This is a genomic window from Bacillus sp. KICET-3, from assembly GCF_033261025.1.
GTDB classification, from domain to species: domain Bacteria; phylum Bacillota; class Bacilli; order Bacillales; family Bacillaceae; genus Bacillus; species Bacillus sonorensis.
In genome coordinates, this window is sequence record NZ_CP137345.1 from 4,510,408 (window position 1) to 4,523,674 (window position 13,267).

The following is a 13,267-nucleotide window of genomic DNA, read 5'->3' on the forward strand; positions in this document are numbered from 1 at the left end:
GGAACAGTTTGATACGATTTCACATCCTTTCTTGCTGTATTTTAATATGTAGCGGGTAAGGTGTATTTTGCCTTACCCGCTTTTTTTGCCGGACAGGATAGCGATGCTTCACGCTGTTCTCTTTGATGGCTTAGTTTTTTCGAAAATAAGCCTGAAGGAGAGAATCACCATGAGTATTGTTAATGTCACGAATCTTACCCATATATATGGAGACCGCATGATCTTTCAAGATGCCGGCTTCCGCTTGCTGAAAGGCGAGCATGCCGGCCTTGTCGGTGCAAACGGAGCCGGAAAGTCGACATTTCTGCGGCTCTTGACGGGAAGCCTTCTGCCCGATTACGGAAACATTGAATGGCAGCCGAATATTCGGGCCGGTTTTCTCGAACAGCATGCCAAACTGACGGAAGGCACAACCATCCTTCAGTACATGGAAAAGGCCTATGAACGGCTTTTTGAAATCGAAATGGAAATGAATGTGCTCGCTGAAAAAATGGCCGATCCCGGAGACAACCTGGAGGCCATGCTGAAAAGATACGGAGAGCTCCAGACCGAACTGGATGCTTCAGGATTTTACCAAATCGGCGCCAACATTGAGGATGCCGCCCAAGGCCTCGGCTTGACGGAAATCGGCCTTGATCAGGATGTCACGGCTTTAAGCGGAGGCCAGCGTACGAAGCTGCTGCTGGCCAAGCTGCTGCTCGAAGAACCTGATGTGCTGTTGTTGGATGAGCCGACCAACTATTTGGATGCCTCACACATTGAGTGGCTGACAGGCTACTTGAAAAACTATGAGCACGCATTTCTCGTCATCTCCCATGACGAACGCTTTTTAAATGAGATCACGACGGTTACATTCCATCTGGAGCATCAAACGATAAAACGCTACTCCGGCAACTATCAATATTTTCTGAAGGAATATGCGCAAAGCCGGGCACAGGCAGAAGCTGCTTACGCAAAACAGAACAGGGAAATTAAAAAGTTAGAGGCGTTTATCGACCGCAACAGAGTCCGAAAAGCGAAACAGGCCAAAAGCAGGGAAAAAGCATTAAGCAAAATCAAGCGAATCGAAAAACCGACAGATTCTCATGTCCCCCGCTTTGAATTTACAACGGGGCGGAATCCGGCGATGACCGTGCTCGAGACGGAAAAGCTTGAGGCCGGCTACACCGTACCATTATTTAAGCCCCTTTCCCTGACCGTGAACCGGGGCGATAAAATCGCCATTATCGGAGAAAACGGCGCCGGAAAATCGACGCTCATCAAAACGCTGCTCGGTGATCTCAAGCCTCTCAGCGGCATCGTAACAGCCGGACAGCATTTACAGGCAGCCTATTTTAGACAGGAAAGCCCCGCTTCTCATGATACACCGCTTGAAAAAGTGCGGGCGCTCTTTCCCGATGTACCGGAAAAAGACATCAGGCAAACGCTCGCGATGTCCGGTTTGACGCCAAAGCATATCAGCCAGCCCTTTTCTACGCTCAGCGGCGGTGAACAGGCAAAAGTCCGGCTGGCGGAGCTGATGCTTTCAAACAGCAATCTGCTTGTTCTTGATGAACCGACAAACCATCTTGACACATTGGCAAAGAATGCCTTAAAGCAAGCGCTTTGCGACTATAAAGGAACGATTTTGCTCGTTTCCCATGAGCCGGCCTTTTATGAAGACTGGGTGACTCATGTCTGGCGGATTGAAGCCTGGCGGCGCAAGTAAAGGAAAAGCCGGCCTTTTCGAAAGGCCGGCTTTTTTATTTGGATAATACAAGCTCATGAATGGCGTGGGCGACGCCGTTTTCATTATTTGATTTCGTTTCATAATTTGCAGAGGCCTTCACCTCAGGTATGGCATTGCCCATCGCAACTCCGCAGCCAGCCCATTCGATCATTGTCAGATCGTTGCCGTTATCGCCGATTGTCATTACTTCTTCTCTTGCAATCCCCAATAGATCGGCGAGCTGCCGAACGGCATTTCCTTTACTGGCCGCAGGATGAAGAATTTCGTAAAAGAACGGCGAACTCTTCACCATTGTATAACGTTCCTTTACTTCTTCCGGTATAGCGGCGATGGTCCGGTCAAGCTTCTCCGGCTCATCAATATACATCGCCTTTGGCGCCAGTATGTCTTCCGGTATCTCCTCCATCTTCCGAAAACGGAGCGGAACCTGAGTGACGTTTGATTCATAGACTGTATATGGGCTGATATCGCGGTTTGGCGTATATAAATAAGATGAGTCAAAAAAGTGCATCGGGGTATCAAGGGTTTGGCTGAGTTCATATAAAGATTTCAAATCTTCATAGCGAAGCGTCAGCTCTGATACGACCTTCTGTGTATGCGTATTTTGAACAAGCGCACCATTATAGGCGATAACATAATCGCCATCTTCATTTAAATTCAGTTCTTCCAAATAGCGGCTCACTCCGCCGAGAGGGCGCCCGGTGCAAAGGACAATCTTCACGCCTTGCGCTTTCGCCGCATGAAGGGCATCACGCACTTCCTCTGTTACCTCATGAAGGTCATTCAACAATGTTCCATCCATATCTATCGCGATTAGTTTGTACATGTTCCACTCTCCCTGATTAAAATCGTGCCTCAATCTCATACCTATGACCTATTTCTCCTTTATTTTACCACAGTCCTTGGCTTTTCCTTTATGACATCATCCGAAAAACTCCCCACAGCAAAAAACAGCCTCTGGCGGAGACTGTTTGCAGCTTAAAACATGTCTTGAAGAATGGGATCTTCATCAAGCAAACGGAGCGCTTTTTCACGGTAGGCCTTGTCATGCAGGTACGTATAACGGTTTGGCTTTATCGTGTGAGAAAGGCTGATCGCTTCGCGAAACTCATGTTTGTCAAGATGAAGCGTTTTTACATAGTTGAAAAAGCCCGTTCTTGTAAACACCTTTTTAATTCTCTCAGCCCGGTGATTTTGCACATGGGCCATGATATAGGTGGCCACCCCTACTTGTATGCCGTGCATCTGCGGTTTTTTTGAGATTTTGTCCAGCGCATGGGATATCAAATGCTCTGAACCGCTGATAGGCGCGCTGTTTCCGCTGATTTCCGTTGCGATGCCGCCCATTGTTAATGAACTGACCAATTCTTTCAAAAAGATCGGCTGTTTAATATCCTGCATCGGCGTACGGACGAAACTGTTCACTGCCTTTTTGCTGAGCATAGATGCAAACGCATTGACATCGCTGACTCCTTGCCGCTCTTCAAACTCCCAGTCATAAAGGGCGGTAATGTTGGACATCAGGTCGCCGATCCCGGCTAAAATAAAGCATTCCGGTGCTTTTTGAATAATATTCAAATCAGCAATAATCCCATAAGGAACCCGGGCAGGAACCGTTGTTTTTTTGCCCTCGACCTGAAGCGAACAATTGCTGCTTGCAAACCCGTCGTTGGATGCCGATGTCGGTATGCTGATGAACGGGGTTCGTTTAGAAAAGGCGATATATTTTCCGCAATCAACGACATATCCGCCGCCCATGGCGATCATGACATCATAATTACCGATTGAAAATGCTTTCTGAATCAGCTGCTGAAGATCAAGGCCGGCCGGCAGCTTAACAGCGTCGACTTGGACCTTTTGAAAAGCGGCTTTTAATGAATTCTCATACTGCTGATATGAAAAATCATCAAAAAACATAATGGCCTTATCAAACTGGTGCTTTTCCAAGATCGCCTCCAACCGGCCAAACACGCCTTCACTAATGTCCAAAACCGCAGGAATGGCGATACTTGTCACCTGGCGCGGCATTAGACGATCATTCCTTTTTGCTTTAAGTACCGTTCGATGTCCCCGAAAGTCTCGACCGCTACAAACGGCACACCCTTCTCACGCAATATATCCTGGAGCGCGTCTTTTGCAAACGTAACATCCGCAAATTTTGCCGGGTGGGAATCAGGTTCGCTGTCACCGGCAAAATAAATCGTCTTATACTCTTCTTTCAGCTTTTGAATGACTTTTGATTTATCAATGCCATAGCGTTCAGAGTAGTGCCAATGGTTTTCATCAATCGTCATGTGGACGTTGTCTTCTTTAAAAAAGCCTTTATTTGAATAAACCTCGACATCTTTAATGCCGTATTTTTTTAAAATATAATGAATGTAATAATCAGTTCCGGCGCTTAGAATGAAAAAGTCGCCGCCGCTTTCCTGGACATGCCGAATGAAGTCTGGTACATGCTCATCAATCGGAATCGAATGGATGTCATCGATGATGGTTTGTTCGCTTTGATTGATGGAAGCAAACACGGTGCCTAAAAATTCAATATCTTTTAATTCTCCCGCTTTCCACTTCTTAAACAATTCACGGCCTTCAGGAAAATATTTATCAATAACCATCCAATAAAAGTCCTGTTTGGAAATCGTCCCGTCAAAGTCTGATACAAATGCCCATTCCTTCATGCTGCATACCTCTTTTCTCTAGGGAATTTTAAATTTTAGATTTATTATACAGAAAGTTTGTGAATTGTTGAACATAATCATATTTCTTTTTTGTGTACTTTATTTCACAAAGTGAATATTCTTAATGAACTGAACAATATACGTGATGTGTTTATGATTCTTTCTCAGTACGTTGTTTCCCTTTTTCCGTCACGGCAAATTTCCGTTTCATTGTCTTGATGTTTTCCGCTTTCCGAAACCGCAGGGCAGACCAATCATCATCAATTGCGATCTGGCGGACAGGCTCATAGCCCTGATCCGCAAGCAAAGCGGCTACCGTCTCGCGGCTGCAATCAGAACCCTTGTACAGTTTGGATGATTTTTTCGGATAACAAAGCCAAAATAATCCGTCCTCTGCCAGATGATGCTCCGCTTCCCGGGCAGATGCCTGCAGGCTTTCATTTGCCGTGCCAAACACTTGAACAAAATCGTATTTGTCTTGTTCGGCCCTATCATGCACTTCACCTTGAAATGCGGCCATGATTTCATTGTAAGACTCAGGTGCGTTTATGATGAGTACGGGCTGGCCGAAGTCTTTAACCTGCAATTTTTTGATAACCGGATGTGTTTCTGCCATCTTTAATCAATCCTTTTCTGTTTATAGTAACAAATTATCCAAAACAACAGTAATCATACAAAGCAAAAAAGTAATAGACGAATGAGGGCTTTTTCTGCTATATTTACATTGATAATGCGAATCATTTTCAATTATAGATACATATGGAGGGTCAAATGAAAAAGTATTCATTTATCATCGGATTCGTTATGATATTATGTTTGTTTGTCAGCGCATGCAGCAGCTCTTCAGAGTCCAGCGGAAGCAGCGGCAATGAAAAAGCAGCTGAGGCGGCGACAAGAACTTATAAATCAACACGCGGCAATGTCAAAATCCCGGTAAAACCGAAACGGATCGTGACAGACTTTTATGCCGGCGAGCTGTTCTCGGTTGGCGCGAATGTAGTCGGCTCAGGCTCATGGTCTTTCACCAACCCATTTTTGAAAGATCAGCTGAAAGATGTAACAGATGTAGGCGACCCGATCAATGTAGAGAAGGTCATGAAACTGAAGCCGGATCTAATCGTTGTTATGAAAGACGACAATTACGACAAGCTGTCTAAAATCGCACCGACTGTCGTCATCCCTTATAACACTGCAAAAAATGTGCAGGAAACCGTGAAGATGTTCGGCGATATCGCAGGTGCGAAAGAACAGGCCGACAAATTCCTTGCAGACTTTGAGAAACAATCAAAAGCCGCTCAGAAAAAAATCGCCAAAGTCGTCGACAAAAATGCAACATTCGGCGTTTATGAAAACACGGATAAAGGGAAGTTTTGGGTGTTCAATGACAACGGCGGACGCGGCGGCCAAGCGGTTTATAATGCACTCGGCTTAAAAGCTCCTGAAAAAATCGTAAAAGACATTTTCAAAACAGGTGAAATCAAAGAACTGTCCACGGAAGTCATCCTTGAATATGCTGCCGATTATATGTTCGTCACAGATTATAATCCGAACGGCGACAGCAAAACGCTGGACAAGCTGAAGCAGTCTTCCATTTGGAAAAACCTTGACGCCGTCAAAAACAACCGCGTCTTCATCAATGATTTTAATACCTTCTACCCGTACGATCCGATCTCTGTCAGCAAGCAGGTTGATTTGATTACGGAGATGCTGGTGAAGCGTGAGAAGGAGAATCAGAAAAAATAAGGCTGGAGCCCGTCTCCAGCCTTTCTTTATTGCTTTGGGTGAAGGATGGAACCAGGGACAAGAAGGACTTCAACACCGCTTTAAGGCTCCCTCCGTAACCGCACGATCATTCCCTCCCATTTCACGGAAGCTGTTTCACGTGGAACGATATATGATACAATAAATGGATGGAGGCGATAAATATGGGAATTGAAAAAGTTGGACAAATCGGGGTGCCGGTTGAAGACTTAGAGCGGGCTGTGGCATTTTATCAGGATGTATTAGGCCTGTCCCTTTTATTTCAGACAGATCGCATGGCTTTCTTTGAGTGCGGCGGGCTGCGGCTTCTTCTCAGCCTCCCGGAAAAAGACGAATTTGCTCATGCAAGCTCCGTCATTTATTTTCAAGTTGAAGATTTGCCGGCAGTATATGATGAAATCGCAACAAAAGGCGTTGTTTTTCTCATAGAACCGCATATGGTGGCAAAAATGGAGCAAACGGAAACCTGGATGGCCTTCTTTCAAGATACCGAAGGAAATACTCTCGCTTTGATGAGTGAAGTGCAAATATAAATAGCGAAAACAGCTGATCGCCTCAGCTGTTTTTCATTTTCACGTCATCGCAAGCAGATTGACACGTACGATTTAATTCACAGGCGGCGCATTTTCCTTTCCGGCTTCGTTTGACAAATTTTATAAGTGTCCATGCCGCATAACCGAAGATGAGCGCTCCGATCGTGATATTAAACAGCATGCTGTCACATCCTTCCTATGATAACCCAAGCAATCGTCCGCCCTGATAAATCAAGAACGCGATCGCATATGCAATGGCCAGTCCGTAAACAATGGACAAGAACATCCACTTTTTCGAGTTTGTTTCTTTTTTAATTACCGCTACTGTCGCGAGGCATGGTACGTATAAAAGAACGAAAGCCATAAATCCGTAAGCGGCCAGCGGTGTAAATTGCTCAGCCATCATGCCTTGCAGCTGGGCTTCGGGTACGAAATAGATGATGCTCATCGAAGCAACGACAACTTCCTTCGCGAGAAAACCGGTTAATAGTGATGCCGCTGCCTGCCATGTGCCGAACCCCAGCGGCATCAACAACGGTGCGAGCACTCCGCCGATCATCGCTAAAAAGCTGTCATCCATCTCAACGCCCGTTCCGCCGGGCCCTGTATACGATAAAAGCCAAATGAGGACAGACCCGCCAAAAATGTAAGTCCCGGCTTTGCGGACGAAACCTTTGCCCTTTTCCCATGTTGCCCGCCACAATGTACGCGCTTGAGGCAAACGATACGGCGGCAGTTCAATCACGAAAAACGACTTTTCTTCTTTGAGCTTGGACGAGGATAAAAACTTCGCCAGCGCCAGCGCTGCGGCAATGCCCAGCACATACAAGGAAAGGACGACGAAAGCCTGATGAGCCGCGAAAAAAGCCCCTGCAAACAAAGCATAAACCGGCAGTCTTGCAGAACAGGACATAAATGGCGTCAGCATAATCGTCAAGAGTCTTTCCTTAGGCTGCTCTACAGTTCGCGCAGCCATGACGCCCGGAACATTGCAGCCGAAGCCGATGATCAGCGGAATAAAGGCTTTACCGTTTAAACCGATCGCCTCCATCAGACGGTCCATCACCATGGCCACACGCGCCATGTACCCGGAATCTTCGAGCACCGAAATGAAGAAAAACAGAATAAAAATCTGCGGGACAAAAACGAGCACACCGCCGACACCGGCAATGATCCCGTCGAGAATGAGCGCCTCGATAAACGGGCTGGCTCCCATTGCCGACAGCGCCGAAGCCGTCCATTCCGTCAGCGGACCGCCGATGAAACCGTCCAGTGCATCAGACAATGGAACACCAAGCCAGTCAAACGTCAGCATGAACATGAGATACATGAACAACAAAAAAATCGGAATGCCAAGCACCTGATGCGTAACGATCTGATCCACGCGTTCAGTCAGCGTCTGTTTTCGCTCTGACTGATATTCAACAGAGGATGACATGATGCGGTCAATCCATCGTTCTCTCTCATTGTAAATATGCTGATGCAGCGATTTTGCGGATTGTTCCTGAAGAAGGCGTTTTTCTGTCTCCTCGTAAATTTCCTTTAACCGTTCTTTGTCGGCCGCATCTTCCAGCTGCTCTTTCATTTTCGAGTTACCTTCCAAATATTGAAGGGCCATCCAGCGTTTTAAAATGCCTGGACGTTCAGGTATGATCGATTCGATCCGGCCGATCGCTTCTTCTACTGCGCTTCCGTAATCGATGACGAGCGGCTTCGCCCTCTTTTCTTTTTCAAGAAGCAAATGCCGGCTCAGTTCATCACATCCTTTGCCGCTGCGGGCAATAACAGGAATCACCGGAACACCTAGCGCATCAGACATTTTTTGATGATCAATGAAGACGCCGCGCTGTCCTGCGACATCGATCATATTTAAACCGATCGTAAGCGGATGCCCAAATTCCAGGAGCTGCACGGTTAAGTGCAAGTTCCGCTTTAACTGTGATGCATCGACAATATTCAATATGTCTGAAAATGATTCATTGAGCAGAAAATCAGTGACGACCCCTTCATCGCGGGACAGCGGGCTCAATGTATAAACGCCGGGGAGATCGACCATCATTCCTTGTTTATGGCGGAGCAGTCCCACCTTTTTCTCAACGGTCACCCCGCTCCAGTTTCCGACATACTCATAGGAGCCTGTCAGCGCGTTAAACAATGACGTTTTCCCCGTATTCGGATTTCCGAAAAGGGCAATCTGCCGGCTGTTCATAGCTTTTCAATCCTGATCTTTTTTGCTTCTTCAAGCCGTATGCCGAGGCACTGTCCGCCAGACTCAAACATGAACGGACCGCCAAACGGCAATTTCCGCTGCACGCAAATTTCAGCTTCTTCTTTCATCCCGAGCTGTATGAGTCTGCGCTGAACAAGTTCATTCACGTCTGAAAAATCTATGATTCTTGCTCTCTCTTTTTGTTTTAATTCAGCTAAAACCATCGTTGAGGCCTCCACATTCTGAAAATGATAATCGTTATCATAATATGATTATAGGCAATAAGTCATCTTCCATTTAAAAGAAGATGTGTCAAAACCGGAACATTTTTGCGAGAATATAAAAAAGCGAAAAGCTTCAGGCGGCGCAATCTGCCGTTCTGGCTTTTCGCTCTATCAAGCTAAGTCGTTAACCGGCATGATGGCTCACTTTTTGCTCGATTCTCCTCTTTTTCGGCACATAAATTTTTCCGACAAACATATAGCCGTACTTCAATTTATTGACGGCCCAAGATATGAAAACCGCAACGCCTGTAGAGATGAAAAACAAAAGCAAAACAGCCGAAACCGTACCGATGCTTTCAAAGCTCGTTAAGATGACCAATCCGAAAATCAGGATAAAAGCGTGCAATAAATAAATAGAAAAAGAATAGTTGCTGATCATCATGATCAGCTTTGGCACCGACTTCAGTTTTGAAAACAGGTGAAAGCATAAGAAAATGACGCTTGTCGAATAAAGCAGGATATCCGGACGCTTTGACGTCACCGCGATGTCTTGTCCGAAGTAGGAAACCGCTACAATGAAACATCCTGTCACAGCAGCCGCTGCATATACCGCATGCCTGTATCGTTCCAGCAATGCCAAAAAGCGCTCGTAATTTTTGCCGCAATAATAGGCCAAACAAAAATAAAAGAGCCAGCCGGGAAACGGCACCCATGAAAAAGGAAACGGCGCCTCTTCCTGAACAACCGGAGGATGAATGAACGTGAAATAGCTCAAATAAGCCGCCGTGACCGCAAAAGAAAACGAAAGCACCCATTTAGGCGACGCCTTTTGCAAAAATGAATGGAAGCACATGTGCAGCAAGTAAAATTGAAAGATGACGAGGATGAAGTAACCGATGAAATTACCCAAGAAAATATTGGCCAACAGTTTCTTCATAATGACCGATGCATGAAATTGCTGCATCATCAGCCCTGCGGTCATAAAAGCATCCAAAACAGCGATAAATAGAAAAGGGATGAAAATTGTTTTAAACCGCTTTTTTAAAAATCCTTCCGGAACGCCGCCAGGGTAAGCATGCGCGAGCAAAAATTCGGAAATAAAAATAAACGCCGGCGTACTGAACATCAGGAGCGTTCTGAAAGATTCGACAACCCGGAAAACCGTATCTCCAAGCATGTCCGCCCGCACCATGAGCACCATCGATATCGCATGAAGCAAAACAACGCTTAAGCAGGAGATAAAGCGAATAACAAAAATTTCTTTTACCTGCAAATCGATCACTCCTCTTTCAAATTTGAAATAATATCAAATTAACATAATCATCCAAATCAAGAAAGAGGCAAAATACATAGGTATGTTTATCCCAAATTTTCCGGCTGCAAGTATAAAAAAAGCTTGTAGAAAAACTTGGGTTTCTCTACAAGCTGGATTAGACGCAGTCTAATCAAATCGCCGCTTTTATCTGTTTTGTATAGTAGAAGCGGACGATGAAGTAATATATGACCTGGATGGCGAAGAACACGCCGAGCACCATTGCGGATTCCTTGAACAGGTTGTACTGAAAGGCATGCGATAAAGCGGTCAGCGCCACAGCACCGTGGACAAGGGCAACAGCGATAGGCGCGAAGAACAGAATGCCGATCTGCCTGTTCAGCACTTTATGCAGTTCGCGGTCTGTTAAGCCCATTTTGGCAATCGATTTGAATTTCTGCTTATCATCGTCCAAATCGGTGTACAACCGGAAATAGAGGAAGCTTCCTGCTGAAACGAAGAAGACGATTCCGATAAACAGTCCGACAAATAATATCGGGCCGTACCCTTTGCTTATATCATATACCTCATAATCTACAGCCCCGAAATACATGTAATCCAGTTTCTTTTGCAAAGCCTCCCCGGCTTTCACTAAAGCCATGCCATCTGCTTCTTTTGCCTGCCATGCATAGAACCGGTTTTCGCTTTTCGGTTTTTTCAGCTGTGCGAAATCATCGTCTGTCACAATATAATAGCTGGGTTCAGATAACGCTTTTGAACGGATCGTTTGATCAGCCTTCAGCTGTTTTCCGTTTGCAAGAGGGATTGACGAAGGGCGCTGCTGATCGTCTTCTCCCTCTAAGCCGATTTTGACCTCATACTCGGCAGCCGCCGCTTTCCCGTCTTCCAGCTTGATGTGGTCAGCCCCGACGAGATCGGCAAACTTGTTATAGTCAGATTCTTTCACAATCAGCATGTCCTTGCCGTCTACATCGAAATATTGAAGGACAGCTGAAGCTTTGTCTGTTTTAATATTTCTTTCATCCAGTGTGTCATTGATGAAATCCACGTCTTTTTCGATGTGTTTGTTTGTTTCCGGCGGTTTATATGAGAACGTATGCGGGTTCATCTCTTTAATTCCGTTTGTCACCAGAGTTTGGAAACCGTACAGCGTCCCAATGGCGCTGAACGCGACAGTAGAGATAATGGCCACCATAAAAAACGTCCGCGCATTGTCTTTCATCCTGTAAGACAGATCAGAAAACAAAATCATATTCGTTTTCCGCCAAAACAGGGTTTCCCGTTTTTTGAGCCTGCGGATCACATAAACACTCAGTTGCGTAAACAGCAGATATGTGCCGATAATAACAACAATTGTCACCGGCACCATCGCCACAAGAACGCCTCCTTCTTTGACAATCAAAGCGGTGTAATAGCCTCCGGCAAGCAGCACAGCAGCAACCAGCGTAAGCAAGGCAGATGCTTTCGGCTCCCCTTTGGAGATTTTGTTCCCTTTTAACAGAACAATCAGCTTCTCGCTCCTGAGCACAAACGACACAAGAAAAGAGATAAATAAGAACAGACCGTTAAAAGAAATAAACGTCACAATCATCGCCATCAACGGGAAGTAAAAATCGAGCTTGTTATCAATAATCAGGACATTTTCCGCTGTGAGCAGTATCAATTTGGCGAAGACGAGCCCGAGCACAATCCCGCCGATTGTCGCAAAAAATCCAATCAGCATATTTTCAAGAAATACCATCATGCGAATTTGGCGCATCGACATCCCTTGAATCATTAAAACGCCGAATTCCTTTTTTCTCGATTGAAGAAATGAACTCATCGAGTACAGCACAAAGAAAAAAGAGAAGACAAAAATAATGCCGCCGGCGACCAACAGGCCAAAGGATGCATGCTGCCCGATGCCGGAAGTCAAAGAATCACTGGTCATCACCGGGTGGAAAGCAAAAATCGCAAATGCGAAAAAAACCATCACCGTAAACATGCTGCTGAGAAAATAAGCGGCATACAGCCTTTTGTTGCGAATGACATTGTTAAACGCGAACTGACGAAAGGTCATTTGCATCCCCTCCCAACAAGGACAGTGTATCGAGAATCTTTTGGAAAAACGCTTGGCGGTTATCGCCGCGGTTGATCTCCGAATACAGCTTTCCGTCCTTAATAAAGACGACCCGGTTGCAATAGCTTGCCGCCTGAGGGTCATGCGTGACAAGCATCATGGTCGCTTTTTCATTGCGGTTGATCGACTCAAGCATTTCCATCACATCTTTGGATGACTTTGAATCAAGGTTGCCTGTCGGCTCATCGGCAAGCAGAAGCTTCGGCGAATGAATCATCGCTCTCGCTACAGCGGCGCGCTGGGCCTGACCGCCCGATATCTCATATGTGCGCTTTTTCATGATCTGGGTAATCCCGAGCTTTTCAGCTAAATCGTTTGCCCTCCGCTTCATTTCCTTGACCTTTTCGCCGTCAAGCGTCAAAGGAAGTACGATATTTTCTTCAACGGTTAATGTCGGCAGAAGATTAAAGTCCTGAAACACAAATCCCAGCTCTCTGCGGCGAAATTTAGCCAATTTTTCTTTTTTGAGAACATGCGGGTTTTGGCCGCTGATCAATATTTCGCCCGTCGTTGGTTCATCGATCGTTGCAATCATATTTAATAGGGTCGTTTTTCCGCTTCCGGACGGCCCCATGATGCCGACGAATTCACCTTTATCAATCGTTAGGTTAATATCCGTTAACGCGCGGTACGCAATTTTTCCTTCGTAAATCTTACTGGCTTGTTTGACCTGAAGCATCACAAGATCTCCTTTCACCTTTAACTTTTGATCTGTGATCAGTTTACCTAAATCTCTTATTG

Annotated in this window: 13 protein-coding genes; 3 read left to right on the forward strand and 10 right to left on the reverse strand. The window is 45.7% G+C overall.

Annotated elements, in window-relative coordinates; all coding sequences use genetic code 11:
- Positions 1-169: 169 nt before the first annotated feature.
- Entirely contained in the window at positions 170-1,708 is a 1,539-nt protein-coding gene (locus R5H20_RS22945; RefSeq protein WP_006639730.1) for an ABC-F family ATP-binding cassette domain-containing protein, read from the forward strand.
- Between the two features lie 34 nt (positions 1,709-1,742).
- On the opposite strand, the gene yidA is transcribed toward R5H20_RS22945, so the two are convergent.
- The 4 genes from yidA to R5H20_RS22965 all read right to left on the reverse strand — a co-directional run bounded on the left by yidA (position 1,743) and on the right by R5H20_RS22965 (position 5,023).
- The gene (gene yidA / locus R5H20_RS22950) at positions 1,743-2,555 is read right to left on the reverse strand and encodes a sugar-phosphatase (protein WP_006639731.1); all 813 of its coding nucleotides are present in this window, start codon (positions 2,553-2,555) and stop codon (positions 1,743-1,745) included.
- A 152-nt stretch (positions 2,556-2,707) separates the two neighbouring features.
- A complete protein-coding gene (locus R5H20_RS22955; protein WP_006639732.1) occupies positions 2,708-3,757 on the reverse strand; it encodes an iron-containing alcohol dehydrogenase family protein in 1,050 nt (349 codons plus the stop codon).
- Positions 3,757-4,407: an MtnX-like HAD-IB family phosphatase gene (locus tag R5H20_RS22960; RefSeq protein WP_006639733.1), complete on the reverse strand. Its 651-nt coding sequence runs from the start codon at positions 4,405-4,407 to the stop codon at positions 3,757-3,759. The genes R5H20_RS22955 and R5H20_RS22960 overlap by 1 nt, the downstream gene beginning before the upstream one ends.
- 151 nt (positions 4,408-4,558) lie before the next feature.
- Entirely contained in the window at positions 4,559-5,023 is a 465-nt protein-coding gene (locus R5H20_RS22965; protein WP_006639734.1) for a DUF3052 family protein, read from the reverse strand.
- A 155-nt stretch (positions 5,024-5,178) separates the two neighbouring features.
- On the opposite strand from R5H20_RS22965, the gene R5H20_RS22970 reads away from it, so the two are divergent.
- A complete protein-coding gene (locus tag R5H20_RS22970) occupies positions 5,179-6,150 on the forward strand; it encodes an iron-hydroxamate ABC transporter substrate-binding protein (RefSeq protein ID WP_006639735.1) in 972 nt (323 codons plus the stop codon).
- Positions 6,151-6,332: 182 nt separating this feature from the next.
- Positions 6,333-6,701 (forward strand): VOC family protein, encoded by a 369-nt coding sequence (locus tag R5H20_RS22975; protein ID WP_006639736.1) that lies wholly within the window; start codon positions 6,333-6,335, stop codon positions 6,699-6,701.
- A gap of 22 nt (positions 6,702-6,723) precedes the next feature.
- Here the strand turns inward: R5H20_RS22975 and R5H20_RS22980 are convergent, their stop codons facing one another.
- The 6 genes from R5H20_RS22980 to R5H20_RS23005 form a co-directional block, all read right to left on the reverse strand.
- Entirely contained in the window at positions 6,724-6,882 is a 159-nt protein-coding gene (locus R5H20_RS22980; RefSeq protein ID WP_006639737.1) for a FeoB-associated Cys-rich membrane protein, read from the reverse strand.
- A gap of 15 nt (positions 6,883-6,897) precedes the next feature.
- Positions 6,898-8,910: a ferrous iron transport protein B gene (gene feoB, locus R5H20_RS22985; RefSeq protein WP_006639738.1), complete on the reverse strand. Its 2,013-nt coding sequence runs from the start codon at positions 8,908-8,910 to the stop codon at positions 6,898-6,900.
- Entirely contained in the window at positions 8,907-9,134 is a 228-nt protein-coding gene (locus tag R5H20_RS22990; protein WP_006639739.1) for a FeoA family protein, read from the reverse strand. The genes feoB and R5H20_RS22990 overlap by 4 nt, the downstream gene beginning before the upstream one ends.
- A gap of 184 nt (positions 9,135-9,318) precedes the next feature.
- A complete protein-coding gene (locus R5H20_RS22995) occupies positions 9,319-10,407 on the reverse strand; it encodes an acyltransferase family protein (RefSeq protein ID WP_088273112.1) in 1,089 nt (362 codons plus the stop codon).
- Positions 10,408-10,579: 172 nt separating this feature from the next.
- Positions 10,580-12,466 carry an FtsX-like permease family protein gene (locus R5H20_RS23000; protein WP_006639741.1) on the reverse strand — a complete coding sequence of 629 codons (1,887 nt, stop codon included), beginning with the start codon at positions 12,464-12,466 and terminating at the stop codon, positions 10,580-10,582.
- Entirely contained in the window at positions 12,441-13,205 is a 765-nt protein-coding gene (locus tag R5H20_RS23005) for an ABC transporter ATP-binding protein (RefSeq protein ID WP_006639742.1), read from the reverse strand. Before R5H20_RS23005 ends, R5H20_RS23000 begins: the two co-directional genes overlap by 26 nt.
- Positions 13,206-13,267 lie beyond the last annotated feature (62 nt).

Excerpts from the sequence above, each read along its gene's own strand:
- R5H20_RS22945 (WP_006639730.1), top strand. The coding sequence starts at position 170 with ATGAGTATTGTTAATGTCACGAATCTTACCCATATATATGGAGACCGC.
- yidA (WP_006639731.1), bottom strand. The coding sequence starts at position 2,555 with ATGTACAAACTAATCGCGATAGATATGGATGGAACATTGTTGAATGAC.
- R5H20_RS22955 (WP_006639732.1), bottom strand. The coding sequence starts at position 3,757 with ATGCCGCGCCAGGTGACAAGTATCGCCATTCCTGCGGTTTTGGACATT.
- R5H20_RS22960 (WP_006639733.1), bottom strand. The coding sequence starts at position 4,407 with ATGAAGGAATGGGCATTTGTATCAGACTTTGACGGGACGATTTCCAAA.
- R5H20_RS22965 (WP_006639734.1), bottom strand. The coding sequence starts at position 5,023 with ATGGCAGAAACACATCCGGTTATCAAAAAATTGCAGGTTAAAGACTTC.
- R5H20_RS22970 (WP_006639735.1), top strand. The coding sequence starts at position 5,179 with ATGAAAAAGTATTCATTTATCATCGGATTCGTTATGATATTATGTTTG.
- R5H20_RS22975 (WP_006639736.1), top strand. The coding sequence starts at position 6,333 with ATGGGAATTGAAAAAGTTGGACAAATCGGGGTGCCGGTTGAAGACTTA.
- R5H20_RS22980 (WP_006639737.1), bottom strand. The coding sequence starts at position 6,882 with ATGCTGTTTAATATCACGATCGGAGCGCTCATCTTCGGTTATGCGGCA.
- feoB (WP_006639738.1), bottom strand. The coding sequence starts at position 8,910 with ATGAACAGCCGGCAGATTGCCCTTTTCGGAAATCCGAATACGGGGAAA.
- R5H20_RS22990 (WP_006639739.1), bottom strand. The coding sequence starts at position 9,134 with ATGGTTTTAGCTGAATTAAAACAAAAAGAGAGAGCAAGAATCATAGAT.
- R5H20_RS23000 (WP_006639741.1), bottom strand. The coding sequence starts at position 12,466 with ATGACCTTTCGTCAGTTCGCGTTTAACAATGTCATTCGCAACAAAAGG.
- R5H20_RS23005 (WP_006639742.1), bottom strand. The coding sequence starts at position 13,205 with ATGCTTCAGGTCAAACAAGCCAGTAAGATTTACGAAGGAAAAATTGCG.